At 52.4% G+C, this 25,722-nt stretch carries 30 protein-coding genes; 5 read left to right on the top strand and 25 right to left on the bottom strand.

Features of this window, described 5'->3' with window-relative positions:
• Window positions 1–8: 8 nt before the first annotated feature.
• A complete protein-coding gene (locus tag L1I42_RS11930; protein ID WP_236114752.1) occupies window positions 9–1,472 on the top strand; it encodes a sensor histidine kinase in 1,464 nt (487 codons plus the stop codon).
• 47 nt (window positions 1,473–1,519) lie between these two features.
• Here the strand turns inward: L1I42_RS11930 and L1I42_RS11925 are convergent, their stop codons facing one another.
• The 3 genes from L1I42_RS11925 to L1I42_RS11915 form a co-directional block, all read right to left on the bottom strand.
• A complete protein-coding gene (locus L1I42_RS11925; protein WP_236114751.1) occupies window positions 1,520–1,699 on the bottom strand; it encodes a PLDc N-terminal domain-containing protein in 180 nt (59 codons plus the stop codon).
• 30 nt (window positions 1,700–1,729) lie between these two features.
• Window positions 1,730–2,614: a mechanosensitive ion channel family protein gene (locus L1I42_RS11920; protein WP_236114750.1), complete on the bottom strand. Its 885-nt coding sequence runs from the start codon at window positions 2,612–2,614 to the stop codon at window positions 1,730–1,732.
• Between the two features lie 97 nt (window positions 2,615–2,711).
• Window positions 2,712–4,307, bottom strand: a complete 1,596-nt coding sequence (locus L1I42_RS11915; RefSeq protein ID WP_236114749.1) for a CHASE domain-containing protein — start codon at window positions 4,305–4,307, stop codon at window positions 2,712–2,714.
• A gap of 139 nt (window positions 4,308–4,446) precedes the next feature.
• Between L1I42_RS11915 and L1I42_RS11910 the strand changes: the two genes are divergently transcribed.
• On the top strand, window positions 4,447–4,680 hold the full coding sequence (locus L1I42_RS11910; RefSeq protein WP_236114748.1) for a CsbD family protein: 234 nt from the start codon (window positions 4,447–4,449) through the stop codon (window positions 4,678–4,680).
• A 43-nt stretch (window positions 4,681–4,723) separates the two neighbouring features.
• Here L1I42_RS11910 and L1I42_RS11905 read toward each other — a convergent pair whose 3' ends face one another.
• Genes L1I42_RS11905 through L1I42_RS11895 form a run of 3 tightly spaced genes read right to left on the bottom strand, consistent with a single transcriptional unit; the run spans window position 4,724 to window position 6,784 of the window.
• The gene (locus tag L1I42_RS11905) at window positions 4,724–5,716 is read right to left on the bottom strand and encodes a sensor histidine kinase (protein ID WP_236114747.1); all 993 of its coding nucleotides are present in this window, start codon (window positions 5,714–5,716) and stop codon (window positions 4,724–4,726) included.
• 57 nt (window positions 5,717–5,773) lie between these two features.
• Complete coding sequence (locus L1I42_RS11900; protein ID WP_133571739.1) at window positions 5,774–5,941, bottom strand: DUF1328 domain-containing protein; 168 nt, start codon at window positions 5,939–5,941, stop codon at window positions 5,774–5,776.
• Between the two features lie 36 nt (window positions 5,942–5,977).
• Window positions 5,978–6,784 (bottom strand): response regulator, encoded by an 807-nt coding sequence (locus L1I42_RS11895; protein ID WP_236114746.1) that lies wholly within the window; start codon window positions 6,782–6,784, stop codon window positions 5,978–5,980.
• A 139-nt stretch (window positions 6,785–6,923) separates the two neighbouring features.
• On the opposite strand from L1I42_RS11895, the gene L1I42_RS16430 reads away from it, so the two are divergent.
• Window positions 6,924–7,148, top strand: coding sequence for a NepR family anti-sigma factor (locus L1I42_RS16430; RefSeq protein WP_439651496.1), 225 nt, complete (start codon window positions 6,924–6,926; stop codon window positions 7,146–7,148).
• Window positions 7,145–7,705 (top strand): RNA polymerase sigma factor, encoded by a 561-nt coding sequence (locus L1I42_RS11885; protein ID WP_236114745.1) that lies wholly within the window; start codon window positions 7,145–7,147, stop codon window positions 7,703–7,705. The genes L1I42_RS16430 and L1I42_RS11885 overlap by 4 nt, the downstream gene beginning before the upstream one ends.
• Window positions 7,706–7,779: 74 nt before the next feature.
• Here L1I42_RS11885 and L1I42_RS11880 read toward each other — a convergent pair whose 3' ends face one another.
• From L1I42_RS11880 to ectA, 13 genes are all read right to left on the bottom strand, one after another.
• Entirely contained in the window at window positions 7,780–8,292 is a 513-nt protein-coding gene (locus L1I42_RS11880) for a Dps family protein (RefSeq protein ID WP_236114744.1), read from the bottom strand.
• A gap of 103 nt (window positions 8,293–8,395) precedes the next feature.
• The gene (locus L1I42_RS11875) at window positions 8,396–9,496 is read right to left on the bottom strand and encodes an AI-2E family transporter (protein WP_236114743.1); all 1,101 of its coding nucleotides are present in this window, start codon (window positions 9,494–9,496) and stop codon (window positions 8,396–8,398) included.
• A 65-nt stretch (window positions 9,497–9,561) separates the two neighbouring features.
• Window positions 9,562–9,987, bottom strand: coding sequence for a hypothetical protein (locus tag L1I42_RS11870; RefSeq protein WP_236114742.1), 426 nt, complete (start codon window positions 9,985–9,987; stop codon window positions 9,562–9,564).
• A 4-nt stretch (window positions 9,988–9,991) separates the two neighbouring features.
• Window positions 9,992–10,306 (bottom strand): hypothetical protein, encoded by a 315-nt coding sequence (locus tag L1I42_RS11865; RefSeq protein WP_236114741.1) that lies wholly within the window; start codon window positions 10,304–10,306, stop codon window positions 9,992–9,994.
• A gap of 111 nt (window positions 10,307–10,417) precedes the next feature.
• A complete protein-coding gene (locus tag L1I42_RS11860) occupies window positions 10,418–11,560 on the bottom strand; it encodes a PRC-barrel domain-containing protein (RefSeq protein WP_236114740.1) in 1,143 nt (380 codons plus the stop codon).
• Window positions 11,561–11,648: 88 nt separating this feature from the next.
• Entirely contained in the window at window positions 11,649–12,278 is a 630-nt protein-coding gene (locus tag L1I42_RS11855; protein WP_236114739.1) for a PRC-barrel domain-containing protein, read from the bottom strand.
• Between the two features lie 109 nt (window positions 12,279–12,387).
• Window positions 12,388–12,546 (bottom strand): DUF3309 family protein, encoded by a 159-nt coding sequence (locus L1I42_RS16390; protein ID WP_369413100.1) that lies wholly within the window; start codon window positions 12,544–12,546, stop codon window positions 12,388–12,390.
• 185 nt (window positions 12,547–12,731) lie between these two features.
• Complete coding sequence (locus L1I42_RS11850; RefSeq protein ID WP_236114738.1) at window positions 12,732–12,923, bottom strand: hypothetical protein; 192 nt, start codon at window positions 12,921–12,923, stop codon at window positions 12,732–12,734.
• Between the two features lie 150 nt (window positions 12,924–13,073).
• Entirely contained in the window at window positions 13,074–14,510 is a 1,437-nt protein-coding gene (locus tag L1I42_RS11845; RefSeq protein WP_236114737.1) for an aspartate kinase, read from the bottom strand.
• Window positions 14,511–14,570: 60 nt separating this feature from the next.
• Window positions 14,571–15,515 (bottom strand): ectoine hydroxylase, encoded by a 945-nt coding sequence (gene thpD / locus L1I42_RS11840; RefSeq protein WP_236114736.1) that lies wholly within the window; start codon window positions 15,513–15,515, stop codon window positions 14,571–14,573.
• A gap of 40 nt (window positions 15,516–15,555) precedes the next feature.
• Window positions 15,556–15,954, bottom strand: a complete 399-nt coding sequence (locus L1I42_RS11835) for an ectoine synthase (protein WP_236114735.1) — start codon at window positions 15,952–15,954, stop codon at window positions 15,556–15,558.
• A 3-nt stretch (window positions 15,955–15,957) separates the two neighbouring features.
• Window positions 15,958–17,250 carry a diaminobutyrate--2-oxoglutarate transaminase gene (gene ectB, locus L1I42_RS11830; RefSeq protein ID WP_236114734.1) on the bottom strand — a complete coding sequence of 431 codons (1,293 nt, stop codon included), beginning with the start codon at window positions 17,248–17,250 and terminating at the stop codon, window positions 15,958–15,960.
• Window positions 17,251–17,296: 46 nt separating this feature from the next.
• Entirely contained in the window at window positions 17,297–17,830 is a 534-nt protein-coding gene (gene ectA / locus L1I42_RS11825; RefSeq protein WP_236114733.1) for a diaminobutyrate acetyltransferase, read from the bottom strand.
• A 283-nt stretch (window positions 17,831–18,113) separates the two neighbouring features.
• On the opposite strand from ectA, the gene L1I42_RS11820 reads away from it, so the two are divergent.
• Window positions 18,114–18,611 carry a MarR family winged helix-turn-helix transcriptional regulator gene (locus tag L1I42_RS11820; RefSeq protein ID WP_236114732.1) on the top strand — a complete coding sequence of 166 codons (498 nt, stop codon included), beginning with the start codon at window positions 18,114–18,116 and terminating at the stop codon, window positions 18,609–18,611.
• A gap of 99 nt (window positions 18,612–18,710) precedes the next feature.
• On the opposite strand, the gene L1I42_RS11815 is transcribed toward L1I42_RS11820, so the two are convergent.
• Genes L1I42_RS11815 through L1I42_RS11790 form a run of 6 tightly spaced genes read right to left on the bottom strand, consistent with a single transcriptional unit; the run spans window position 18,711 to window position 25,707 of the window.
• Window positions 18,711–20,234, bottom strand: coding sequence for an indolepyruvate oxidoreductase subunit beta family protein (locus L1I42_RS11815; RefSeq protein WP_236114731.1), 1,524 nt, complete (start codon window positions 20,232–20,234; stop codon window positions 18,711–18,713).
• A gap of 3 nt (window positions 20,235–20,237) precedes the next feature.
• Entirely contained in the window at window positions 20,238–22,382 is a 2,145-nt protein-coding gene (locus L1I42_RS11810; protein ID WP_236114730.1) for a thiamine pyrophosphate-dependent enzyme, read from the bottom strand.
• The gene (locus L1I42_RS11805; RefSeq protein WP_027834684.1) at window positions 22,375–23,328 is read right to left on the bottom strand and encodes a branched-chain amino acid ABC transporter permease; all 954 of its coding nucleotides are present in this window, start codon (window positions 23,326–23,328) and stop codon (window positions 22,375–22,377) included. Before L1I42_RS11805 ends, L1I42_RS11810 begins: the two co-directional genes overlap by 8 nt.
• Entirely contained in the window at window positions 23,328–24,215 is an 888-nt protein-coding gene (locus L1I42_RS11800) for a branched-chain amino acid ABC transporter permease (RefSeq protein WP_236114729.1), read from the bottom strand. Before L1I42_RS11800 ends, L1I42_RS11805 begins: the two co-directional genes overlap by 1 nt.
• Entirely contained in the window at window positions 24,212–24,937 is a 726-nt protein-coding gene (locus L1I42_RS11795) for an ABC transporter ATP-binding protein (RefSeq protein ID WP_236114728.1), read from the bottom strand. The genes L1I42_RS11800 and L1I42_RS11795 overlap by 4 nt, the downstream gene beginning before the upstream one ends.
• On the bottom strand, window positions 24,934–25,707 hold the full coding sequence (locus L1I42_RS11790; RefSeq protein ID WP_236114727.1) for an ABC transporter ATP-binding protein: 774 nt from the start codon (window positions 25,705–25,707) through the stop codon (window positions 24,934–24,936). Before L1I42_RS11790 ends, L1I42_RS11795 begins: the two co-directional genes overlap by 4 nt.
• Window positions 25,708–25,722 lie beyond the last annotated feature (15 nt).

The raw sequence follows: 25,722 nt of genomic DNA, 5'->3' as shown, positions 1-25,722 counted from the left end.
CACGCGTTTTGTCCGCTACTTCAATATCCTTTGTGATGATGGTGTTCGCCTTTGTGGCCGGACTAGCGGCCGCAATTTTATGGGAAAGCTCCAACAGCACTTGGCGGGCGCACTTAGATGAAGGGTTTAACGCGGGCGTTGCGCTTTATGGCATTGTGTCGGAATTGCGCAGCGATCCCGACGGTGTCGTCCCCCAGTCAGATTTTGACTTAAAAGTTGTGCGGCCGAAAAGCCAGCTACGCAACGGGGTTGAACAAATCAATTTTGATGTGCCGCAACGCGCTGTTTATGAAACAAGCTTTTCTTTACGTTCGGGGGCTGAGGATAGTCCCGCCAGTCAGGATCGGTTGGCCGTCCGTATCTTTTCTCCAAATATAAAATATCAGATTGCTGGTGTGCAGACGCCGGAAGCCACCGGGCTCGCCTATCAGTTTGGTGAAATCTCACGTGAAATTGCCCGCATTTGTTCGGATGCAACCTTATTTGTGGCGCTGGATGAAACACGTTGGTTACGCGCGCAAGCGCCGCATGTTTGGGCTTGCACAGCACGGCCGGCAGACTATCGGCTATTGGCGCTTTTGCTGGGCACCCTGGTGATGGGTATTTTGTTCAGTGTGGCCAACGGCTTCTCGTTGATGCTGGATCGGCTGGCCCAGCAGATCTTCAGAGCGGCGCGACGCGGCTTGCTGGAACCAATCCCGGCACGCGGCGTGGCCGAAGTTCGTCGGCTGACGGCGGCGGTCAACGAATTTTTTAAAAATGAGCATGAGCGATTGGAACAACGTGCCTTGCTGATGTCCGGCATTTCCCATGATCTGGGCACTCCGGCGACGCGGTTGAAGTTGCGGACAGCCCTGATCGAAGACGCGGCGCTGCGCGAGAAGCTGGACCGAGACATTGACCAAATGACCGACATGATTGATGGCGTGCTCAGCTACACCAGACACGAGATGGACCAGGAAAGCCCCAAACGGATTTCCATGCGCTCGCTGGTGGAAGCCTTGGTGGATGATTATCAGGATATTGGCCATCCGGTGACCTTTTTTGCACCAGATTTGGTCAATCTGGACCGGCCCGGCAGTGTTTTCTCACAAACCAGCGAGGGGACGAAAATGCTGTTGCGGGACCAGCAACGGGTTCTGTCGCGCTGCCGACCGAATGCCTTGCGTCGGGCGCTCACAAATCTAATCGATAACGCCATCAAATATGGCGAAAAAGCTGAAGTTCACCTATCGGCGAACGCCGATCAGGTGACCATTCAGGTGGTCGACCATGGATCGCATGCCAGTTTTGAGGCGCCGGAAAAACTGGTGGAGCCCTTTGTACGCGGCGACAATGCCAAGCTGACCAAAGGGGCCGGGCTGGGGCTGACCATCGCCAACTCTGTGGTACGTGGGCATGGCGGCGAATTGCAATTTGAGCAATTGGCTGATGGGATGCGCGTCACCATGATTTTGCCGCGCTGGCTTTAGCGATATTGCGACCGGACGCTGCCCCGTGTTGGCAGCGTCCGACGAGGTCAGCTTTTTCGACCCAGAAAGTACCAAATTATCAACCCGACAAGCGGCAAGAGCAAGATGATCAGGATCCAAAGCACCTTGGACAGAGTGGAACTTGAAGACTGCGCGATTTTGATGATCGCCCAGATGTCCAGAACCAGTATTATGAGGCCCAGCAGGCCACCAACTTCAAAACCCATTTTATTTCCTTTCAAATATTCAGGTCCGCCTTAAGCGTTGGCGGCGCGGTTTTCATTGTCGTTCAAGCTTTCTATCAATTCATCTTGCATCAGCACTTGGCGATGGGGATAAGGAATGTCGATTTGTGCGTTGTCCATTGCCTTCTTCACCGCCTCCAGCACGGCCATGCGCGCGGCGTAGAAGTCGTCAGTTGTGGTCCACCACCGGGCGCGAAGATTGATCGAGCTATCGGCAAATTCCCACACACCGATATCCGGCGCTGGGTCATCGGTGACAGCATCAACGGACTTGACGGCTTTAAGAATTGTGTCTTTGGCCTTGTCAATGTCTGCATCATAGCCGATGCCAAACTGATAGTCTGTCCGCATGATCGGGTCTCGCGTAACAATGGTGAAGGCGTTGGTGAACACCTGACCATTGGGAATGGAGACGTCCTGGCCATCAAATGTACGGATCCAGGTTGAGCGTGTGGAGATCTCGCGCACGATCCCTTCGTAACCGTTGGCTTTTATCCAGTCGCCCACTGTAAAGGGTTGGCGCAGCAAGATGATGAGACCGGCGAGAAAGTTCTGCAAGATATCTCGGAAAGCAAAACCAATGGCAACAGACCCCACACCCAGGATTTGAATTAGTTCTGCCGCACCCACGCTCGGCGCGATGATGGCCACGGCCACCAGTAGCCCAGCAAATATAACGACCATATGGACTATGCGCCCAATGGCGACGCCTACACTCTTATTGGCACGGCTGCTGATAAGGTTTGTGGTGATGTTTTTGATGAAACCGCCCACAATCGTGATGATGATGAATACGGTCAGGGCGATAATGATCTGCGGTATCAGCGCAAAGAAACTTTGGATCATTGCCGACATCGTGTCGATGGACGCAGTGGCCTGATCAACTAACGGATCCATAAATCATTCTCCAAAACGTGCACAGTTTAATGTGTCTTAGAAGAACGAAATTCAGTTTGGTTTGTTCCGCCCCCATTTTGGTGGGATCGAGGTGGGTTTAGAGATTCAAGGGAATATCGATTGTGACCTTAAGCCCATCTTTTTCGAAGGTGCGTTCAATTTCCCCCCGCAGTTCCCCGCGGATATTGGCATCAATCAACTTGGTGCCAAAGCCTGCCTTTTTAGTGGCCTCAACAGGTGTTTGGGTGTATTCGCGCCAATTTAAATGAAGGCGTTTTCGCGCCTTTTTACCTTCAGTTTTCCATGTCACGCTGAGTTTGCCGCCGGGCTCTGTTATGCCGCCATATTTCAACGCATTGGTTGCCAGTTCATGGCAGACCAGGCCGATCGCTTGGGTTGCTTGTTCATTTAACTCGATCTTGGGCCCATCCATTTCGTAATATTCAGTGTGTTCGCCAAAAACCTGTTCGAGCTCGGCGCTCAAAAGCGTTTTGAGATCGGCCCGCTGCCATTTGGAGCGAGTGAGCAAATCTTGAGATTTGGACATTGCATGCAGGCGGGCATTGAAGCTTTTCGTAAATTCTTCAATGTTCTCGGCGCCATTTGCTGTTTGGCGGGATATGGCCAGAACGCGGGCGATTGAGTTCTTGATCCGGTGCCGCATTTCTTGCAGCAACATTTCTTTTTCCTTGAGTGTCTCTTCAACAACCCGTCTTACCGCTTGTGCCTGACGCACAGCATTTTGTTGTGCCACAGTAGCAATTGCCAACGCAAAAGCGAGAATGGCCGATAGGGTACCAAGAATCATTGAGCTGAGATGTGGAAAGGCGCTTTGGTAAAACAGGGATGTTTCGTGCAACTCAATCGTCCAAACACGGCCGGCAAAATCCAGTTCGCGCGTGACCGTATATTGGGCTTTATCTGGCGCGAAATTCGCGGTTTCGAATAGGGGGCGATCATGATCAGACGTTTTCAACGCCACGCGTCGCGTTTTTTGTGCCGACAGGGCGGCCAAATGCAAGTCTCCTGCCCGAAAGGGCGCATAGACAAATCCCCGCACTTCTTCCTTTGCTACTGAGGCGTTTTGCGGTTGTCCGAAGGGCAGATAAACCAGAAAACCGGCCTGCTTGTGGGAAGTGATCTCCTGAACCAGTTCCACCGGCGCGCTTACCGATGCCTCGCCGGTTTGCAAGGCGCGCATAATGGCAGCGCGGCGCGATGGCTCCTGATACATATCATAGCCGAGCGCCGTTTTGTTGCGCTCGTCTTGCGGTTCCAGCAAAACGATGGGGGTGCGATGGGTTTGATCTGTTTCGGGCCAGACCGCGCGCCCCAACGCGTAATTGGCTGAAATCTCCAACTGCGCTTCAATCTCCTCCCCCACGGGAATGAAACTGGCGTAGCCTATGCCCTGAATGCCGGCATATTTGTCATTAATGCCAAGGCCCGCTACAAACCGTTTGAATGCTCGGCCATCGACTTCACCGTTGGTGGCGGAAAACAAGGCGCGTGTGGCAAACAGTAACGCGACATGTTGGCGTAGACGCTCTTGCAGACTATCTACTGCTTCGTCCGCAATAATTTCAAAGCGCTTTTGCTCGGCTGTCACTTCTGCCCGATACACAACAGTTGTCATGCCAATGCCCAACGCAGTGACCAAAACAAATACAAATAGGGGGAGATAGCGCTTCATATATTGCCTGACATTTCTAGAAATTGACCTATATGTTCAAATGATTTGTGTGGCAAGTTGATCGCCCAATATTACCCAGTTTATCGGAACAATTATGGCCTAAATTCGTTTTGCTGCAATATTGAAATAGGAGGAAACAATGAGTTGGCAGAACAGTTCCGCCAAGTGGGAGCAAGTCTCCGGTAAATGGGAACAGCTCAAAGGCGAGGTGCAAGTGCAGTGGGGAAAACTCACTGACGATGACCTTGATATTATCGACGGTAATCGGAAGAAACTGGTTGGTAAACTTCAAGAAAAATATGGCAAAGCCGAGGAAGAGGCTGAAGAAGAGGTTGACCTCTGGCTGGTTAATTCCCGACTGGACGAGCATTAACAGCGAAAAGCATGAGCCGCCTTAAGCGGCTCACTGCAGCCCCTCATGCATTGGAGGGGAATGAAATTTCATACCGAATTGTGCCATCGCTCACATTGTAGTCGGCCCTGCCGGATAGTGCATTGGGCACAACACGTTCCAAAATAGTACTGCCAAAGCGCTTATTGTCTGCTTGGACATCCGTATCTTCGACAACGGGTTCTTCCCAGCTCAATGTCAGAATAGGCGTTGTACTTTCCAATTGTTGAAGCTTCGTCGAAATATAAATATGGCGATCATCTTGCATGAAACTACCATGCCGGGCAGCATTGGATAATAATTCATGCAGTGCTAGGCCCACGTGTACAGCCGCATTGGGGCTAATCACCACGTCTTCGCCATAAAATCTGATCAGCTTTTTTGCACGCAGCGGGAAGTGGCTGATTTGTCGTTCCACCAGATCTTTCAAACTGGAGCCCTGCCAATCGGTTTCCATGATCGAGTCTTGCGCCAATGACAGGCTTTGCAGCCGCCCGTGAAAGCTTTGCAAAAAGCGATCCAACGACGGCGCGTGCCGGGCAGTTTGAGAAGCGACACTTTGTATGATGGCCATTAGGTTCTTTGACCGGTGACTGACTTCTTTCAACAAGGTGCGCAGCGTTTTTTCCCGCCGTCTTTCATCGGTCAGGTCATTGACAGTCGTGAAAATTTGCTTGCCGTCCTGACGGTCGAAGACCAACTCCACCAAAAAATGATAGGTGCGACCGCGCGCATCAACCCATTCAAATTCTCGCTTCTGGCCCGTGTCGAGGATTTTTTCTTTTTCTGCGGTCAGTCGTTCGCCCAGATCGCGACCAAATATGCTCAGATCTGATGGCGTGTCGTCGCTGCCGGGCGAGTTCCAGTCGGTCGGTAGATTGGCGATATATTGATATTGGAAGTTTTCGTTTTGCAACATAGCGCACACGCCTGAGCGAACCAGCGCAAAGGTTAGATAGTCTCGTTGTCTATCGGAATCTGTTTCCTGTTTTTCCCAGGTGAGAGAATGTCTATGCATAAAGGGTCTCAAATTGAGATGCAGGTGACGCATTGCGCCACCCGCGAACTTGCTGATTTACGGCTTCCGCCGCACAAAGCCTGTGATTACAGATACGACCAGAAAGATCAAGAATAGATAGAACAAGATCTGAGCGATACCTGCTGATGCGCCGGCTATTCCGGAGAAACCAAATATTCCTGCGATGACTGCGACAGCCAAGAAGATTAGTGCATAATATAGCATTGTTTTTCTCCTTTTTTAACTGTCAGGTCAACGTCCCTAGGCTGATTTAGTTCCTTCCTTTGCGCTGTGCCCATCAAAAAACAGAGCTTGGCTGATCAAAGCCTTTACGGTTTCTTCCCGGAAGGGTTTTGTGACCAAGAAGGTCGGTTCCGGCCGCTCACCGGTCAACAATCGCTCGGGATAGGCCGTGATGAAAATGACCGGCAGAGCATCCTGAGCCAGGATTTCATTGACCGCATCTATGCCGGAACTGCCATCTGCCAATTGAATGTCAGCCAACACAAGACCAGGTTTTTCCTGCTTGTATAGCTCGCGGGCTTCGTCGTGGGTGCGGGCAATGCCTGTGACGGAGTGACCCAACTCATCCACCAATTGTTCGATATCCATTGCAATCAGTGGTTCGTCTTCAATGATCATCACTCGGGTGGTTACCTGTTTGGCGATGTCTTGATGCGCCTTGTCGAGAAGTTTGAGAACGTCATCCTTGTCGGTGTCGAGGATCTCAGCGATCTCATCATGACTAAATTCTTCCACACTTTGAAGCAGGAAGGCGTTTCTGGCTTTGGACGGTATTGCTGACAAGTTGGCTGCCGCACGCTTCTCCCAACTATAGGGACTGTCCATGGTCGTTAGATCGACCTTTGCGGAATTGTATAAGATACAGAATAATTTATAGATGGCGACTTTGTCGCTGGATGCTTCAGGGAAGCTGTTCACATCCTCTATCAAAGTTTCCAACAGCAGCGCCACATAGGCGTCGCCAGAGGTTTGTGAGCCGGTCGTCGCACGGGCGAAGCGCCGCAAATAGGGCAGATGCGCCGCAATTCGAGTGGATAATGACATAAATTTCTCCATTCCCCAAAACTGGTTACTCCACCAAAAACGTCGGTGGGTAAAAAAAGTTCCCTTTAGGCGGAACAATTTTCGCGTTTGGATGTTAAGTATACAGCACTAAGTAGTTTTTGAAATATGGGCTGAGTTTATGAACCAACACGCCGGTAAAAATGGCACAAAAAACGTCGACGGTGACGACGTCGATGAGTCAGAGACCGCTCTTGTGGCGGATGGAAGTGAAATGATTTCAGAAAAACTCAAACAGCTTTACGATTCTGTGGCCGAAGAAGGCATATCCGATCGATTTCTAGATCTGTTGGAAAAACTGGATGCGGCCGAACAAAAGTCGTCAGACGAGGAGCGCTCTTCATGAGTTCACAGTCGCAGACGGCTGAATTTAAACGAGAGCTTCTTAAATGCCTGCCCGGGCTCCGTGGCTTTGCTATATCCTTGATTGGCAATCATGATCGGTCCGATGACCTTGTGCAAGATACAATTGTGAAGGCATGGGCCAACAAGACCAAGTTTGAGCCAGGCACGAATATGAAGGCCTGGCTTTTCACCATCCTGCGCAATGAGTTTTACTCTCAAATGCGCAAAAAAGGTCGGGAAGTGCAGGACACGGATGGCGCTTTCACAGACTCTTTGTCTACCCATGCGGCACAGTTGGGATCAATGGATTTGCACGACTTCAAGAAAGCCTTGAGCAAATTGCCTGATGATCAGCGCGAAGCTATCGTTTTGGTTGGCGCTTCAGGCTTGTCTTATGAGGAGGCTGCAGAGATTTGCGGTTGCGCAATTGGCACCATCAAAAGCCGCGTCAATCGGGCCCGTGAAAAATTAAGGGAGATTTTGGACGTTTCCGGCCACCAGGATTATGGGCCGGACGCCGGCTCGGCCGCGGTCACCAAGACACCGGTATCGCTTTAGGGAACTGAAATTAGGTATTAAAAAAGGGCCGGTGAGAACCGGCCCTTTTAATTTGGCATCTATTGTTAAAACGCCTATTCGCTTGCTGTGGCGCGCAGCATCCAGATGGCCTTTTCGTGGAAAGCGAGTCGTTCGGTCATCAAATCCTCGGTGACCACATCTTTATTATCACCTGCTTTTTCGGCTGCTTCGCGCATTTGACGGCAAATAGATTCATGTTCTTTGATCAGATCATCCACCATCTCAATCGCTGTAAGGTGTTCTACTTCCTTGCCTTCTGGCGCAAAGTCGGCGGCATGGCCAATGCTGTAGGGCGCAACATTGCCCAGCGCACGCACCCGCTCTGCGATCACGTCGATGGCTTCAAACAGATTCTGATAGTGTTCCTCGGTCAGCTCATGCAGCGGTTTGAACAGCGGGCCGACCACATTCCAGTGATAAACATGGCTTTTCACCATCAGGCGATAGCTTGCGCCCAAAATGTCAGAGAGCGTCTTTGAAATATCTTTGCGAAAGCCCTCTTCCAAACCTGTATTGATGTCTTCTGACGTCGATTTGGCGTGCATAATGGAAGAAACATTGGACATTATAATTCCCTTTCGTTGAAGGCTCTGGTGGGTTCATCGCGCAACAAACTGCTGTATTGCGCTCTCGAAAGCAAAACGATGCTCGTGACGAAATGTTCCGGAATTAGCCCGGCTCAGAACTTAATTTTTCAGCGTCCGATTGTGGCGATTTGTTCAGCAGGTGTGTGTTGATGTTGAGCACGATGGTGGTGGCGATCAACAGCATCGGCACAGCGATAAAGCCGCCCAATGGCCCCCATATCCAGATCCAATAGGTGATGGTGAAAAAGACCAGAAACGGGTTGAGCATCATGGCGCGTCCGATCACTGTCGGGGTGACCAGTTGGGCCTCGATCCCGTTTATGATGAAATAGATGATCATCGGGATCAGCGCCGCGTTCACCGTGTCGAAAGTCACCAAACCCACCCCGAATAGCGTGGCCATCATAATAGCGGGGCCGATATAGGTGATATAGTTCATCAATCCTGCCAGCATGCCCCAGAGGAATGGAGCGGGAATGCCAGCCGCCCAAAGCGCAAACGACATGGTTAAACCCAGGCCGATATTGATAAAGGTGATGGAAATTAGATAGCGCGAGATAAATTGCTCAACCTCATTAAAAATATGCGCCACCGCTCTGCGCGTGTTGTCTACGGAGAACAGGCTGATGACGGCTTTTTTAATTTCCTCTCGGGTGGCGATAAAAAAGTAAAGGCTCACCAAAAAGATCAGAATTTGCGCCAAAAAGGTGGGTGCCGAAAAAGCGACAGCTTTGAGGGGGGAATCCTCCTCGACTTGCACGACCATGTCGGCGGTTTGACTGGTAAATTGGTTGAGTTGTTCTCGCGCGCCTTCAATGGTGGACATCATGCCTTGCCAATCTGCAATGATCCCTTGGAGCTTGACCCAGAGTTCCGGCAAACGTGAAATCCAGCCGTATAGCGGCCAAACAAAGGCGGTAAGTATGGTCATGATGATCAGAAAAAAGCTAACAACCACTGCGGCGCCAGAAACGGTGGGCGGCACGCCAATCCGTTCAATGCGGTCGGCCAAAGGACCAAACATCAATCCAATCACGATGGAAGAGATGATGGGCGCCAGTATGACTTGCCCCAATACCAGCAGTGCTGACGCAGCCAGTACAATGATCAATGTCAGCGCGCAGAGCTGCACAACGTTCAACAGCCAAGGCTCTATGTGTAAATTATGAAAACGATGCGCCATTGGAGGTCCGATAATAACAGGTTAGCAAGTTTGCCTAAAAAAGGTTGATAGCGCGATGGGTCGCGCTATCTGGGGAGGCGTTTAGTGTCTTGCTGTGGCTCATCGCCGAGCAACGACCACCCGATCAGCGCCACAGCTGGCGCCAGCAAGGCATTTTTTTCCAAAGCCCGGTCCACCGTGGCTTGGGTCAAGGTGGTCAGCAATTGACGTTGCGCCAATGCTTGTTTTTGCCTTGCTTGTCTGTCACGAACACTTTTGATGAGCCAAACAATGATGGTCAAAACCAGCATCCCTGCCGCCACGATCAGCGACGCGTAAACTGCGTTTGTGGCCTGCTCTAACGCAAACCAAGCTGCGGCGATAAAGGCCAAATAGGCCACGGCCCCTGTGGTTAGACAAATCAGGAGCAAAACCGAGTTCGTTTGCACCCGATTCATCATCACGTTGGACAGGCGCGTGGCCAGAATGCCTAATGCATTAATATCTTTCATGGCCTTACTCGCGCCCACCGCGAGACAATAGAGCCAGCAAAACCCCGGCACCCAGAGCGAGACCAACAGATTTCAGCGGTTGCTTCTTAATATAGTCGCGAACCTGCTCAACTTCCTCGTTGGCCAGTTCTGCGGTCTTCTGCGATGTTTCAGATACAGTTTCCGCCGCCTTTTCCATCTTGCTTTCACCTTTCTCGGTTACGGCTTTCATCAAGGCGTGGACATCGCTTTGCAGACCTTCAATCTGGGCCTCTAGGGCCTTGACCAAATCGGTCTGATCATTTGCATTTGCAGTTCTCGAAGTTGTTTTGGTTGCCATGATCGTCTCCCTTCAGATCGTTCTGGAAATTCAACGTTCGTGAAAGATTTTCGTTCCCCAAAAAAGAAGGGCGCTATTTCTAGCGCCCTTTTTGAATATTCTAGTGTCTATTTACCGGATGATGAATCCATCTGGGTTATTGTTATATTCTTCTTCAGAATATGCCGGACCTGCTTCAAGGGTTTCCTGTGAAAATTCTGAACGAACCCGCAGGTTGTTGTCAGCATCTACATAGATGCTCAGCTTGTCTGCGCTAAGCGCGACTGGCTTTTCACCCAAGCCCAGGAAGCCGCCTACATCCACAATATAGGCTGTTACATTACCATCTTGGGTCACCAGCACATCTGAGATTTCACCAACTTCATTCTGGTCCGGCCCGAACACAGGTGTGCCCATTAAATCATCGGCACTCAGTTCACCATGTGCCATTGTTTTCCAGCCTTCGTCATCCCAGTTCCAGTCCATATCGAGATTCATCTCGCCAGAACCTTCGTTGGACATCTCGCCATCTTGGCCTTCGATGGCCAAGTCTTCACCGTCCGTCATAGTGGCGTCGGTTTCAACGTTGGCTTCTGTTTCGCTTTGAGCAGAGGCATCAACATTTGTCTCGCTGTCATCGGTCAAATCCTGCATGGTTTGCTGGGCCTTACTTTGCAGGTCCTTTATCCATTTTTGACCTTCTTCCGTCCAAGACATGCGGTCTGCGGTATATTCCCCCTCTGCTTCAAGTGCAGCGCGGTCAAAGGTAGGGGCGGCGTCAAGGTCTGCCTTGGTCATGCTGGTCACAACAATGCGTTCACCATCACGCTCGACCCATTGAATATCTTCAATGGACAGGGCCACTTCCTTTTCGCCAAGGCCAAGGAAGCCGCCGACGCCAACAATGATCCATTCAGCATTGCCGTTTTCGTCCATCACAACATCATTCACATCGCCAATGGCGGCCCAATTGTCAGCTTCGCCTTTTACATGGACTTCCTTATCCAAAAAGTTCGAAGCCAAAAGCTTGTTTGATTCAACACTGGACGTTGTGGTCATGTCCAACTGTCCATCGTTGCTGTTTGATGTGTTCGCGTCGACATTCGCTGACACGTTGCCGTCCAGTTTTGCACCTTCGTCGGTGCTTAGTTGAACGTCCGCATTGAGGTCCGTCTGCGCTTCGGTCGACAGTGTATGATTGTCTGCAAAGCCTGCGGGAACTAGAAAAGCTAGCGCCGTCGTTATCGTCAAAAGTCTGGCGGTCAATTTTTTCATTTGTCGCTCCTGTTAACTTCGTATCTTGTCTTCGAACGCGGGGCAGGTCCCGCGTTCGTTTGATTTATTCGAGTTTCTCAATCTCAGCTTATTGCTTCATGGCAGCCTTCAGACGGGCCGCACCTTCTGCTGTCCAAGAAAGGTTAGCTGCGGTGTAAGCGTCATTCTCCTCGAATTCAGCACGATCAAATTCGGCAGCAGCTTCCAGATCTGCTTTCGTCTTTTGGGTCACAACGATTTTTTCGTTGTTAACTTGTGCCCAACCGATTTGATCTGCGGATAGGGCAACTTCTTTCTCACCAATGCCCAAGAAGCCGCCGACGCCGACGATGACGTATTGGGCATTGCCATCATCATCCATGACGATATCTTTCACTTCACCAACAACTTCTACGTTTGTCCCTGCTGCTGTATGTACTTTCGTGCCCAGCAATTCACTGGCCAGAAGCGCTCCGGACATGTCGACAGAAAGTGATGCGGTTTCAGCATTCGCGTTCAATTCAACGGACGCATCAGCATCGCCAGACAAATCGACGCCTGCATCTACGCTCGTGTTGGCGTCTGCACCGGCTTCTGCGTTGCTTGTTGAATCATTAGAGCTGGCCTCAACGGTTGTATTTACCGTGGTGCTCGTGTCAGCGCTTACATTCGCTCCGTCAGCAAAGGCTGGGGCTGAAATAAGTGTTGCGATTGCAGTAGTAGCAAGTAGTTTTTTCATTTGTCTATCTCCCTTCTTTTCAATCTTATCCGATATTTGGTATATATCGGATTTCATCTGGTAAACTTTCTATTGTTACTTTTGTTCCATCTAGAATGTCATATTTTTACTAAAGTTTGCCGAGCATCCAAATGAGAGTGAAAATCACCAAAAGCAAGCCGATTATACCCATCGGCCGATATCCCCATCTGCGGGAGTAGGGCCATGTGGGTGCAGTGCCCACCACAGAAATGATGAGAAGGATAAGTATTAACGTCGTAAAACCCATTTATACCTCGCATCTTAACTTCAACTAATTAACTTTAGTGTCCGTTTAACGAAATAAGGTGTGGGTCTGTTCCAATTTATATTGTGATTTTATTGAGGCAAAAAAGTGGGCCAATTGTGAAGCTAGGGCTGGTTGGGGGAGGGGAGTTGCTTCGCAATTGGCCCAATACTTGGAGGTTTAGTTCATTATTCGCTAGGGGTAAGTTCCTCAGGAACTTCAAGCTCGATTGAAACTGACTCTTGGTTGCTGAAATAGCCGTTGTAAGCGAGGTAGCCCACAAAAATCAGTGCAGCAGCAAGAACGATTCCTACAATCCAACCCATAGGGGTGGAGGTATTTGAAACAACAACAGTTTCCTTATTGTTTTTATCAGTCATGGTGCCGCTCCTCAGCTCCGTATTTGCTGATTACAGAACGTTTGATCTCTCGATTGGTTCCATGTCGGTCATTTTTTTTGAAAATTTTTTAGATCGCACAAAAAAAGGCCGCCTCATTGGAGGCGACCTTTTTTTTCGAGTATCTGTCCGTTAGGCAGCTAGTTTTTTGCCCAAGGACTCCGTTTTTTCAACCAAGGCCTCATGCAATGTTTTGATGGCCTTCTCATAATCGGATCGGTCCACAATGATCTGCACGTCAACCTTGCGCAGCAAATCCTGCATGCTCAGCGGGGTGATATTGGCTTCGGCCAGCGCCAAGATGGCACGGGCAGCCACATCACACCCCTTCAGGTTGCGGCCAATGGCTGAAATAAAGGCCACTTTGCGTGAACTGATTTCAGCCGCGGGAAACTCTTTGGACAAATCAGCTTCCACCCGCTTGATATTCTTCAGCGACCCTTTGAGATAGTGGGTAATGGTATTGGCGTTGGAGGTTTTTGAGATGATTTGCACCTTGTGGCGCGTCAATGCATCCAAAATCCGGGTGTCGTAGCCTTTCACGCCCACCATGTCCTGCTCAAAGAATTCAAAGGCGATGACATTGTCCAAACCGGTAATGATCTCGACGCCTGCCTTTTTGCCCTGATCTGTGGCATTAATTGTTGTGCCGGGGTGCTCAGGTTCGAATGAGTTTTTGATGCGCAGAGGAATATTGGCCTGGCGCAAGCCCTTCGCCGCGGATGGGTGAATGGCTTCCATACCCATATTGGACAGCTGGTCGGCCACATCATAATTGGTGTCGCCAATCACCTGCACCGCATCTTCGCCCACCACTTTCGGGTCGGCAGATGACAGGTGGAATTCCTTGTGAATGATCGCTTCTTTTGCCTCAGTGATGACAGCGATGCGCGACAAGGTCACTTCGCTGTAGCCGCGATCATAAGTTTTCATCAGCGCTTCTTTTGATTGAGCATAGCCAGTAACAATAGGCAGCTCTTTTGATACATCAATGTCCTTGAAGGCATTTTTGATGTTGTCATCCAAGCTATATTGCTCTTCGTCACGCCAACCAGAAAGGTCAACCATGCGGGCATTTACGCCATTTTGCTGCAGCAGCAAGGCGGTGTTGTATGCTGAGTGCACTTCGCCCAGTGCGGAGAGCATTTCGCGCACCGTCAACAAGTGATTGTCGAGGCGGAAATGGCCGTATGAGCACAGACGGTGCAAATCGATCAGGCAAGAGCGCACGCCTTCTACCCGCTCGCGAACAAAGGCATTGGCTGCGCCAAGCGCTTGTTGATCCTCAAAGATCTCGGCGTTGATATCCTGCATGCGTCTGGACAGTTTGTCGAGCGCATCGCCCCAAGCCCAATCGCTTTCTGCACTGGAGAACAGGGCATAGACGCCAGGCGCACCAGACTTTTTATGTTCCAGCAGCTCATTCGTGATGCCGCCATAGGCAGACACCACAAAGATGCGATTATAGAGTGCGTCACCTTTGCGCTCACCAATCAGAACATTTTTCAAAAGTTCATGGGTACGCGACATTGATGTCCCGCCGATTTTCTCAACTGTGTGGTTCGGCATGGTTACTCCTTATTTGGACGCTTTACCGTGTGCACCGCATAATGCGGTGCACCGCGACGGTTATTCCGTCGATTCAATGTGGCCCTCACGTAGGGTCACGGGCTCCTCGGGATTGCGACGACCAAGGAAGTTCGGCCGTGGTTTCGCCGCCCCGAAAGGCGCTTCAAGTTGGTTTGACCACGCATTGTAAACGAAAAATGCGTTTGAGCGTGGGTAAGGGGTGATGTTCCCGTTTGAGCCGTGCATGGTGTTGCAGTCAAACAGGATCACCGTCCCTTTTTTGCCTGCGGCATATTCGATGCCGTGGTCCTGTGCCAATTTTGACAAGGCTTCAGCGGACGGCACCCCAACCTTTTGCTGTTTCAGCGAGGTCTTGTGGTTATCTTCAGGGGTTTCGCCTGCGCAAGCAATAAAGGTGTTTTGAGACCCAGGCATCAGCATCAATGGCCCATTCAACGCATCATTATCTGTCAGCAAGATTGATGCAGAAATGGCGCGCATGCGCGGCATACCGTCTTCGGCGTGCCAGGTTTCAAAATCTGAGTGCCAGTAGAACTCTTTACCCGTTAGGCCAGGTTTGTAGTTCAGCCGTGACTGGTGAACATAGATCTCGTCATCAAGCAGGAACCGAACTGGCTCAGAGATGCGCACATCTTCGGCCAAACGCGAAAAGACTTCGCTTTGCAAGTCCAAGTCAAAAATAGTGCGCACATCGTCGGTGCCCGGTTCCGTCACCAGACTTTCCTGGTGCAACTTGGTGGCATCCGAACGAAGGCGCGCGCTTTCTTCGATTAGCGCATCAATTTCACCTGGCAAAAAGATGTCCTCAAGGACGAGAAAGCCATCGCGCTCAAACTTTTTTACCTGATCAAGGGCCAAGGGTGCTCCCGGGCGCCATTCAGACCAGACAACGGGGTCTTTGCGTTCAAGCCAACGTTCACCTGAAGGCAAACGAGTTACATATGCATCTTCTTGTTCTATCGGTTTGATTGCAGCGCTACTCATAGCTCGCTCCTTTTCGTTCGTTAGACCAAAAATTCACATTCTATTCTGCTGCGACCTCCGGTGCGGGCGCATATGAGCCATCTTCACGGTGCACTTCGTTGCCTGTAACCGGCGGGTTGAAAGTGCAAGCAAAGGTAATTTGGCTCTTTGCCGACAATTCGTGCTTGTCGTTTTTGTCCAAGGCATAAATTACGCCTGGCTTAATTTCATGAACTTCGCCAGTGGCCAAATCTTTGATCTGGCCTTCGCCCTCAATGCAAAACACCGCTTCAAGGTGGTGTTTATAATGAAACACGTGCGATGTGCCGGCCTTGATGCGGGTCACATGGAAGGAAAATCCCATATTGTCGTCTGCCAGCAACAGGCGTGTGCTGTCCCACCCATCGGTGGATACCAGTCGGTCTGTTTCACGTGCTTTGTTCAAATCGCGTACAATCATTATTTACTCCGCTGCTGAGCGTTGGTTCTTGTCGACAAGGGTGCAATCAAATGCGGTCTCGATAACGTCGAGGCCCTTGGCAAAGGTTTCTTTTTCAATGGTCAGTGGTGCCAGAATCTTGACGATCTCATCGTCACTGCCAGAAGTTTCAACGATCACGTCGTTTTCAAAGGCATGTTCGCAAATGTCTGAGGCCGCATCGCCATCCTCGCAATCAATGCCCATCATCATGCCGCGGCCTTTGAGGCCAAACCCATATTTGTCGGCAATAGATTGCAGGCGCTGTTCCAGATAGTCTGATTTCTCTTGAATCTCAGCCTGGAACTGGTCATCAGACCAGAATTTGTCGATCGCGACCTTGGCCGTGATGAAGGCGTGGTTGTTGCCGCGGAATGTGCCGTTGTGCTCGCCTGGCTTCCAGATGTCCAATTCAGGCTTAAACAGGGTTACCGCAAAAGGCAGACCCATGCCTGAAAGAGATTTCGCCATGGTGATAATGTCTGGCTCAATGCCCATTTCTTCGAATGAGAAGAAGGTCCCTGTGCGGCCGCAGCCAGCTTGAATATCGTCAACGATGAACAGAGCGCCATGCTTTTTGGCGATGGCCTGCATTTTTTGCATCCATTCTTTAGATGCAACATTCAAGCCGCCTTCGCCTTGCACCGCTTCCACCAAAATGGCGGCAGGGGCATCAATGCCAGCGGAACTGTCGCTGAGCAAAATATCAAGTTGCTCGGCCGTATCCACATTGTCACCGAAATAGCCATCAAATGGCGCACGGTGCACGCCAGACAGTTCCATGCCTGCGCCGCCGCGTTTGCCAGCATTGCCGGTCGTGGCCAAAGCACCCAGTGTCATGCCGTGGAAGCCATTGGTGAATGAAATCACATTGGTTCGGCCGGTGACTTTACGGGCCAGTTTCAGGCCAGCCTCAACGGCATTCGCGCCTGTAGGGCCTGTAAACATCATCCGGTAGTCCATGTTGCGCGGTGCCAGAATCTTCTCGTGGAAGGTTTCCAAGAAATCGCGCTTGGCGTTGGTGTGCATGTCCAGACCATGGGCAATGCCGTCACGGCTGATGAAATCAACCAGCGCCTGCTTCATATCGGGATCGTTGTGGCCATAGTTCAAAGAGGCGCAGCCAGCAAGGAAGTCGGTATATTCTTTGCCATCGGCGCCGTAAATGGTTGCATTGACCGCGCGATCGAACATTTTCGGGAAGGCGCGGCAATAACTGCGCACAGCGCTTTCGCGACGTTCAAATACGAGAAGGTCTTGTTGTTCACTATTGGTCATTGTCGGTCCTTCGGATTTGTTCAATTTCGTGTTCGCGTCGGGCCTGTTAAGCTACTGAACGCAACACAGGGTGATTTTGTTTCACGGGGGCAATCGAAACCAGGTGCTCTGTTGCGCCTTGGCCGTCCAAATGCTCTTCCTCGTCAAACATCACTTTTTTGTTCAGGTCGGCACCAAAAGTGTCGGCGATGGCGCCAAACAGGGCCCAGCTCGCGTCATTGTCTTTGGTGATGGTGCTCTCAATTTTTCTGACATTTTCGCAAATGTCGCGTTTAAGCACGGTGTGAATCAGCTGCTTGGCGATGCCCAGGCCGCGTGCTTCTTCAGACACACAGACTTGCCAAACAAATAGAGTGTCCGGCTTTTGCGGTGGGATATAGGCAGAAATCCACCCGACCGGGTTTCCATCTACTTCAGCGATCGCGCATGTGCCCGCAAAGTGCGTGCATTGCAGCAGATTGCAGTAGATAGAGTTTTCATCCAGCTTGCCGGAGTTTTTGACAATGTCCCAAACGACTGACCCATCGTTAGCCGTTGGCTTGCGGAAGGTGGGACGCGCTTTGGTTCTATTTGCTTTCATTTTTCAACAATCCATGTGTTGTGAAAATTCAAATTCGCTTTTTATTTAGCTTGAACTAACTAAATGTCAACCGCTGAGGGCGGGAAAAGTTCCCTGCAAAGTCCGTAAAACGCGCCTTTTAAGGAGAATATGACAAAAATATATGTTGGAAACCCTTTGATCGAAATAAGAAAATCGCGAAGTCAACAGCCATATTGTTTGTTTTTGCAAACTTATTTTTTGGCTTGGTGGATGGTAAAGATTGGGCTAAAGTTTACCGTCTGGTCTTGAGTATGAGGGCGGTGTGGAAGAGAGAACAAAATCGGTTTTAAGTTCGATCCGGCGAATCTTGCGGGCGGCTGATACAAATTCTAAAGCATTGATGCGGGCCTCGGGCATTACGCCGTCGCAATTGGTGCTGTTGCGCCTGTTGGATGAAGAGGGTGAACGCAGTGCTGGCCAAATTGCCCAGGTTATGGGCATCACGCAGGCGACGACGACGGGGCTGGTGCATAAGCTGGAAGCGCGCGGACTGATTGAACGGAAGCGTGGTCAAACAGACAAACGCCAGGTCTGGCTTTCCCTCACCGATGCGGGGCGCGCCGCGCTGAGCCAATCTCCGGATGGTATTCACGAACGGTTCGAGCAAGAATTTGAGGCACTGTCCGATTGGGAGCAGTCCATGCTGATTGCCTCGTTGGAGCGCATTGCGGCTATGTTGGACGGTGGCAAAGAAGATGTGGCGCCTATCTTTGATGCGGCTGAACTGACGCCATTCTCCAAATCTGAGCAGAAAATCTAAGTTGAGGCGGCTAAAGCGCGCTTGACGGCTGGCCTCGCGCGCGCGGGCGCGCGCGTTTCTTAAATGTATTGTGCCAGAATTGTTGGGGCATGGGGCTGCTTATTCTACGTCCGCGCTGGACTTTTGCCGCAATGTGACCTCTACGGTTTTAATGGCACCATCCAATGCGTCACCGTTTTCGTCCATCAAGGCGGCGTCGCGCCAGCGCCGCACCCAATCTGCCGCATCGGGCAATTCGCTTACCAAGTGCAGGTTTTCGAAAATTCGCGCAAACTTGCTTAGGGAGCGATGGTGGGTGTCGCTATAGCCCTTGATCAGGCGGCGGCATTTGATCAGTTCCAGCGCCAAATCCGGATTGTCAGCAAGGTTCTCTTCAATCTCCTCAAGCCACGCCTTCCGGTGCCTGCGTTCTATTTGATCGCGCAGCGTATGTTTGCGCCACCATTTCAGGCCACCTAGCAGATAGAGCGTGCTGAACCCCCAGAACCCGTTGCTGCGGATGCGGCGACCTTTGTTTACTCGACGATCCAGCCAGGCGAAGCGGCTGGGACTGTCCTCAAACCAGCGCCCCAGCCTTGGCGGCATCAGGCCACAAATTTCTTCGGCGCGTGGATGGAAATATTCGGTCAGCTTTAGCCCGTCCGCCGATTGCAGCTGCACTTCGCTTTCAATGCGGCTGAGGCGCTGCCGTCGGGTTTTCAGATCGGAGACACGGATCAGATCATCATAGGCCATGGCATTGGCCAAATGTTTGGCCAATTCGGTCAGAATGTCCGGGCGGTCGTCCGGAATGCGCTGTGCGAATTGCTCCACCGTGGTGAGATATGCATCGCCATAGGTCACGTCTTGAAATTCAACGCACTTTTTAAGGCCAGCGCGCGCCAATTCTTGGGATTCATTTGGCAACTGTGCGATGCGCTGCTGTAGGGCATCCCATTTGGCCATCAGCTTTTGCGGCCCCTTTGCTTTGGCTGCAGGTGCGGCTTGCTTTGAGAGTTCTGGTGCGGCGAGCGGTTCGGCTTTTAGCGCGGCATTAAAGGCGGCGATGCTTCGGGCAGCGGCGCGGCCAGATTGTTCGAGAATGGCCTCAAATTGTGCGGGCATGAACGGTAGGGCCTTGGAGGCGGCGAGGGCACCGAACAGGCTGGCGGAGATATAAGAGCCGTTCTGAATGGCGAGCCGATCATAATTGTGCAGCAGCACTTTTTGCGCCGATTTGTGCGCAGCGTCGAAGATCACTTGATCCTTGGCGCGCCCGTCGCCCGGATTGATTTTTTCAGAGACGGCGTGCAATCGATGGCTGGAGCCGATCAGACAGGTGCGGTTGGGGCTGACAAAACCGCGCTGGATAGCGCGGCCGACTTCCATCAGCTCTGCCGCAATCAAGATATCGACATCGCCCACGCTGGGGGCGAGGGAGAAGATCGGGCGCTTTTCTTGCTGCGGTGCCATTTCCACATAATAGATGGTCGCGCCGGTGCGTTGGGCCACACCGGCCACAGCGGTGTATTGGGCCACCCATCCGTTTTGCTCGGCCAGATCAACGATCCAATTGGTGAGCACGCCGCCGCCTTGGCCGCCAACGGCGAGAATTGCCAGCTTGATGCATTGATCTTGCGCCATGATTTACGCCTCAAAACGCAATGATTTGCGGTCGCGCCGCGCCTGCAACCAGCTCATAAAGTTGGTGGAGAGCATGCGCCAGATTTTGTGGGCCCTGCCCGGATTATGGATGCGCTCGGCTTTATAAAATGAGGGGCACAGAACGGCCGCGTCTGCCACTTCGCCGCAATTGCCACAGCCGACGCAGGATTGATCAATATGAGCAACCGGATCATCGCGCAGCGGATCATCAAGTTTTTTCACGGTGAGTGAAGGGCAGCCGGACAAGCGCATACAGGCATGGTCGCCGGTGCAGATGTCTTCATCGACGCCGAATTTTGGCTGGGAGATGGTTTGCCCTTCGGCAATCGCCTTTGCTTTCAGCGGACGTTCGCGCCGTTGGCGGTTGAGCATACATTCAGAGGAGGCGACGATGACCTTTGGACCCGTCTCATCGGTGGTGAGGGCCTCTTTCAGCGTCTCGCGCATTTTGCCTACATCATAGGTGTTGTCGATTTCGCGCACCCACTTCACACCCATGCCTTTGACAGCTTTGCCGATCGGGTTGTTGGTGTTGCGGGATTTGTTTTCGGCGCGGGATGACAAGATATCCTGCCCGCCAGTGGCGGCGGAATAATAATTGTCGACAATTACCGTCACCCCATCATGCTCATTGAACGAGGCATTGCCGATGGAGGAGGTGAGGCCATTGTGCCAAAATCCGCCATCGCCGACAAAGCTGATCGAACGGCGTGCGCCTTTGGCATTGAGTGCCGAGGATGAGGCGGGGCCGAGGCCGTAACCCATGGTGGTGCCGCCAATTTCGAACGGCGGCATGATGGAAAAGAGGTGGCAGCCAATATCGGATGAAATGTGGTGCGCGCCGAGTTCTTCTTCCACCAGCTTGGTGGCCGCGAAAATCGGACGCTCGGGACAGCCGGTGCAAAAGCCGGGAGGGCGTGCAGGCACCGTATCGTCCAGTTCCGGCTGCGGCAGAAGTTGTGGCTCGTTTGGCGCGCGGTCTTGATCAGTGGCCAGATGCGGGGCGTGGCTGGTGATAAAGCTGCGCAAGCCATCTAACATCACTTGACCCGTCAACTCACCGGCCAGCGGCAGTACGCCTTTGCCCGCCAAATCGGTGTTGATTTTGTGTTTGAACAACAGGGCCGCGACGGCTTCTTCCAGGCAGGCCGGTTGGCCTTCTTCCACCATCAGCACCGCCTTTTTGTCGGCGCAGAAATCCACCACTTCGTCCGGCACCAGCGGGTAGGTGACATTCATCACATAAAGCGGCACTTTGCTGTCGCCGTACAGATCGGCCAGCCCCATGCGCTGCAAAGCCCTCATCACATTATTATACATGCCGCCCTGCATGATGATGCCGATATCGCCCTGGTCGGGACCGAAATGCTCGTTGAGCTTGTGCTGTTGGATATAATCGATGGCAGCGGGCAGACGCTGTTCAACCTTTTCCTTTTCATGGAGAAAAGACGCAGGGGGCAGCACAATCCGGTCGGTTTTGCGCTTGGGGTTTTCCAGGGCATCGCGCACGGTGAAGGGCGGCGGCACATTGTCCTTGGTGTCAAAATGCCCATGCACATGACAGGCGCGAATGCGCACTTCCAGCATCACCGGGGTGTTGCTGGCCTCGGAGAGGGCAAAGCCATGGCCCACCGCATCAACAATTGACGGCAGATTGGGGCGCGGGTCGAGCAGCCAGATTTGACTTTTTTGCGCAAAGGGATGGCTGCGCTCCTGCATGATGGAAGAGCCTTCGCCATAATCCTCGCCGACAATGATCAGCGCACCGCCTGTCACCCCGCCGGAGGCGAGATTGGCCAAAGCGTCGGAGGCCACATTGGTGCCGACGGTGGATTTGAACGTGACCGCGCCGCGAATGGGATAATGCACCGAAGCGGCAAGCATGGCGGCGGCGGTGGCTTCTGAGGCGCTGGCTTCGAAACGCACGCCGAGTTCGCCGAGCAGTTCTTCAGCGTCCGCAAACACATCCATTAAATGGCTGATGGGGGCGCCTTGATAGCCGCCCACATAACCGACGCCATTTTCCAGCAAGGCTTTGGTGATCGCCAAAATGCCTTCGCCGCGAAAGGTATCACCATCGCCAAGGCGCAGTTTTTCAACCTCTTTGGCGAAGCTGCGTTCAGCCATGGCTTTTCACATTCAGTTTCGGCGCTTTCTCCGGGAACAGCCCGGCGCGGAAGCGTTGCAGCACAAATTGCAGGAACAGCCCGATCAGCAACATGCGGATATAGGATGAGCGCGTGGCCCAATCTGGCGGCAATTGCTGGGTGATGATTTCGGTCATCGACCAGATGGCCCAAATGATCAATGCCCCTGCAACAGCGCCTTTATTGTTGCCGCTGCCGCCTGCAATCAGCATTACCCACGCGAGGAAGGTGATGAGCAACGGCTCGGTAGCGTCCGGGCTGAAGAATTTGAAATAGTGGGCACTCAAAGCGCCTGCGACGCCCATAAAGATTGCGCCGATCACAAAGCTCTGGGTGCGGAAGGATTGCACATCCTTGCCCACAGATTCTGCTGCGGCTTCATTGTCGCGGATGGCGCGCATGACGCGGCCCCACGGACTTTTGTAAAGGCGATGGGCGACCCAGAAGGTGATGGCGACAATGATCCAGACAAAGACGAAGAACACCATTTCGCTCTCGCGCCCGGTGAAGAACTCTTCCAGCGGACGTGGAATGCGCGACACGCCGAGGCTGCCATTGGTGAGCCATTCTTCATTGATCACAGCCAAGCGAATGATTTCGGCAATGCCGATGGAGGCCATGGCCAGATAATCCGCTTTCAAACGCACGCAGATGCGGGCGATGGCCCAACCGACAATACCCGACAGAGTGCCCGCCACCACAAGGCCGACCACGATCGGCAGGTCAAAGCCTCCGACATGGTTTGGGGTATTGGCTGAGGTGATGATGGCGGCTGAATAGGCGCCCACCGCGTAAAAGCCTGCAATGCCTGCATTGAAGAGGCCGCCAAAGCCCCATTGCATATTGAGGGCGAGGCAGATCACCGAATAGATGCCGCCCATGATCAAAAAGGAGATCAGGTAAAATAGAATACCACTAAGTTCCATTAGAGGAGCCTCCCTTTAAACAAGCCGCGTGGGCGGAAAATCAGGATCAGCAACATGATCACAAAAGCGATGGCGCTTTTATAGCTGGGTGAAATCAGACTCTCGCCGAAGAAGGGATAGGTGCAGATTTCTTCCGCAATGCCGATGATCAGGCCACCTGCAATCGCGCCCAGCGGCTTGCCGATGCCGCCCAGCAAAGCCGCGGCGAACATGGGTAGCAGCAGGTTCCACCCCATCATGGTGTGCACGTCGGTATCGAGGCCGACAAAAACCCCGGCAATCGCGGCAAGGCCCGCGCCGATAATCCATGTCCAGCGGATAGTTTTTTCCGGATCAAGCCCGGCCACGCTGGCCAAGGCTGGATCGTCTGACACGGCGCGCATGGTTTTGCCCATTTGCGTATGGTGCAAGAACCAGTGCAAAACCAGCGTGATGCCAGCAGTGGCGAGAATGATTTGAATATGGCGCGTGGCGATGCGCAAGCTATCAAACAGCACGATCGGCTTTTGGAACCCGACGGAATAGACCTGGCTTTCGGTGCCCCAAAAAAGCTGCACCACAGAGCGGAAGATCAGCGCCACGCCGAACGAGGCGATCACCGTGTAGATCGTGGGCAATTGCCGCAGGGGCTTATAGAAAGCACGGTCTGCAAACAGGGCCACAAGGCAGGTGAGAGCAACCGCAATCGGGATGGCAGCAAGGGCAGGAATGCCGAGTAGCCAAACGGCGGAAAGCGCGAAATAGGCCCCCACGGTCATCAAGTCGCCATGGGCAAAATGGGCAAAGCGCAAAATGCCGAAAATCATGGATACGCCAACCGCGCCCAGCGCGTAGATGGCGCCAAGTGTGATGCCGGGGACCAAATAGAAATTGATAAAATCCATCATTTTGGCGCCCCTCCACCTAAGAATGATTTGCGCACTTCGTCATTTTCCAGCAGCTCAGCGCCTGTGCCCTCATAGGCGTTTTTGCCATTGACCAACACATAGGCATAATCCGCAATGCGCAGGGCCTGTTTGGCATTTTGCTCCACCATCAAAATCGACACGCCGCTGTCGCGCACCTGAAGAAGCAGGTCAAAAATCACCTCGAGATAGGCAGGTGACAGGCCTGCGGTGGGTTCGTCTAACAGGATCAATCTTGGATCGCTCATCAAGGCGCGGCCCACGGCCACCATTTGTCGTTGTCCGCCGGAGAGTTCGCCTGCTTGTTGGCGCAACTTGTCCTTTAGGTCTGGGAACAGTTGCAGGATTTTGGCCTTGGTCGCTGTCTTGTCTTTTGGGGGCGCGGCAAAGGTGCCCACATCGAGGTTCTCTTCCACTGTAAGGGTGGGGAACACATTGTGGGATTGCGGCACAGCCGAAATACCCATAGGCACCAGTTCAGACGTTTTGGCGTCAAAAATGGACTGACTTTCGAACACGATGTCGCCGGACATGCGGCTGTTGAGGCCAAAAACGGATTTAAGGAGCGTAGATTTGCCCGCGCCATTGGGGCCGACAATCACCACGATCTGCCCGTCATCCACTTTGGCGTGCATGTTTTCAATGATCGGCAATTTGCCGTAGCCTGCCGTCAAATTTTGCACATCAAGAATTTTATAACTCATATGGCTTCCTGATATTTGCCGCCGCCAAAATAGGCTTCGATTACGCGTTCATCGCGGCTGACTTCTTCCACCGGGCCGGTGGTCAGCAGGGTGCCTTGCGCCATCACAATCACGGTGTCGCAAAGGCGGGATACATAGTCCAAATCATGCTCAATCAGGCAGATGGTGTAGCCTTGCTCCTTGTTGAGCTGGATGATTTTTTCCGCGATTTTGCCCAATAGGGTACGGTTGACACCCGCGCCGATTTCGTCGAGCAGAATGATTTTGGGGTGCTGCATCAGCGCACGACCCAGTTCCAGCAGCTTTTTCTGACCGCCGGACAAATCGCCCGCCAACTGGTCCTTCAGCTGTTCAATTTCCAAAAAGCGCAGGGTTTCCATGGCGCGGTCGTAAGCAGCTTGTTCCTGCATCTTGCACTGGCCGGGGCGGAAAATGGCGTTGAGCATGTTTTCGCCCAGCTCGTTTTTCGCGGCCACCATCAGATTTTCCACCACAGTCATGCGGTGAAATTCATGGGCCAGTTGAAAGGTGCGGGCAATGCCCTTGGCTTGGCGCTTGTGGGCGGGCAGGGAGGTGATGTCTTCGCCTTCCAGCAACACGCGACCGGAGGTGGGGCGCAAATGCCCGGCAATGACGTTGAAGGCGGTGGTTTTGCCTGCGCCATTGGGGCCGATCAAGCCGGTGATTTTGCCCGTTGGGATTTCAAAGCTGCAGCGATCAACCGCGGCAACGCCGCCAAAGCGCATGGTGATATTTTCAAAAGCGATCATGGAGTTGTCCTGACC

This window comes from Maritalea mediterranea, from assembly GCF_021568695.1.
In the GTDB taxonomy this organism is placed as follows: domain Bacteria; phylum Pseudomonadota; class Alphaproteobacteria; order Rhizobiales; family Devosiaceae; genus Maritalea; species Maritalea mediterranea.
This window is presented reverse-complemented; position numbering and strand designations above follow the sequence as displayed.

Coding starts and splice junctions, on each gene's coding strand:
- L1I42_RS11865 (WP_236114741.1), bottom strand. CDS start 10,306: ATGGCAACCAAAACAACTTCGAGAACTGCAAATGCAAATGATCAGACC.
- L1I42_RS16390 (WP_369413100.1), bottom strand. CDS start 12,546: ATGGGTTTTACGACGTTAATACTTATCCTTCTCATCATTTCTGTGGTG.
- L1I42_RS11850 (WP_236114738.1), bottom strand. CDS start 12,923: ATGACTGATAAAAACAATAAGGAAACTGTTGTTGTTTCAAATACCTCC.
- L1I42_RS11800 (WP_236114729.1), bottom strand. CDS start 24,215: ATGATGGATTTTATCAATTTCTATTTGGTCCCCGGCATCACACTTGGC.
- ectB (WP_236114734.1), bottom strand. CDS start 17,250: ATGACCAATAGTGAACAACAAGACCTTCTCGTATTTGAACGTCGCGAA.
- L1I42_RS11855 (WP_236114739.1), bottom strand. CDS start 12,278: ATGAAAAAACTACTTGCTACTACTGCAATCGCAACACTTATTTCAGCC.
- L1I42_RS11790 (WP_236114727.1), bottom strand. CDS start 25,707: ATGATCGCTTTTGAAAATATCACCATGCGCTTTGGCGGCGTTGCCGCG.
- L1I42_RS11875 (WP_236114743.1), bottom strand. CDS start 9,496: ATGGCGCATCGTTTTCATAATTTACACATAGAGCCTTGGCTGTTGAAC.
- thpD (WP_236114736.1), bottom strand. CDS start 15,515: ATGAGTAGCGCTGCAATCAAACCGATAGAACAAGAAGATGCATATGTA.
- L1I42_RS11920 (WP_236114750.1), bottom strand. CDS start 2,614: ATGGATCCGTTAGTTGATCAGGCCACTGCGTCCATCGACACGATGTCG.
- L1I42_RS11860 (WP_236114740.1), bottom strand. CDS start 11,560: ATGAAAAAATTGACCGCCAGACTTTTGACGATAACGACGGCGCTAGCT.
- L1I42_RS11910 (WP_236114748.1), top strand. CDS start 4,447: ATGAGTTGGCAGAACAGTTCCGCCAAGTGGGAGCAAGTCTCCGGTAAA.
- L1I42_RS11925 (WP_236114751.1), bottom strand. CDS start 1,699: ATGGGTTTTGAAGTTGGTGGCCTGCTGGGCCTCATAATACTGGTTCTG.
- ectA (WP_236114733.1), bottom strand. CDS start 17,830: ATGAAAGCAAATAGAACCAAAGCGCGTCCCACCTTCCGCAAGCCAACG.
- L1I42_RS11895 (WP_236114746.1), bottom strand. CDS start 6,784: ATGTCATTATCCACTCGAATTGCGGCGCATCTGCCCTATTTGCGGCGC.
- L1I42_RS11885 (WP_236114745.1), top strand. CDS start 7,145: ATGAGTTCACAGTCGCAGACGGCTGAATTTAAACGAGAGCTTCTTAAA.
- L1I42_RS11915 (WP_236114749.1), bottom strand. CDS start 4,307: ATGAAGCGCTATCTCCCCCTATTTGTATTTGTTTTGGTCACTGCGTTG.
- L1I42_RS11845 (WP_236114737.1), bottom strand. CDS start 14,510: ATGCCGAACCACACAGTTGAGAAAATCGGCGGGACATCAATGTCGCGT.
- L1I42_RS11805 (WP_027834684.1), bottom strand. CDS start 23,328: ATGGAACTTAGTGGTATTCTATTTTACCTGATCTCCTTTTTGATCATG.
- L1I42_RS11815 (WP_236114731.1), bottom strand. CDS start 20,234: ATGGCGCAAGATCAATGCATCAAGCTGGCAATTCTCGCCGTTGGCGGC.
- L1I42_RS11835 (WP_236114735.1), bottom strand. CDS start 15,954: ATGATTGTACGCGATTTGAACAAAGCACGTGAAACAGACCGACTGGTA.
- L1I42_RS11905 (WP_236114747.1), bottom strand. CDS start 5,716: ATGCATAGACATTCTCTCACCTGGGAAAAACAGGAAACAGATTCCGAT.
- L1I42_RS16430 (WP_439651496.1), top strand. CDS start 6,924: ATGAACCAACACGCCGGTAAAAATGGCACAAAAAACGTCGACGGTGAC.
- L1I42_RS11880 (WP_236114744.1), bottom strand. CDS start 8,292: ATGTCCAATGTTTCTTCCATTATGCACGCCAAATCGACGTCAGAAGAC.
- L1I42_RS11900 (WP_133571739.1), bottom strand. CDS start 5,941: ATGCTATATTATGCACTAATCTTCTTGGCTGTCGCAGTCATCGCAGGA.
- L1I42_RS11870 (WP_236114742.1), bottom strand. CDS start 9,987: ATGAAAGATATTAATGCATTAGGCATTCTGGCCACGCGCCTGTCCAAC.
- L1I42_RS11810 (WP_236114730.1), bottom strand. CDS start 22,382: ATGGCTGAACGCAGCTTCGCCAAAGAGGTTGAAAAACTGCGCCTTGGC.
- L1I42_RS11795 (WP_236114728.1), bottom strand. CDS start 24,937: ATGAGTTATAAAATTCTTGATGTGCAAAATTTGACGGCAGGCTACGGC.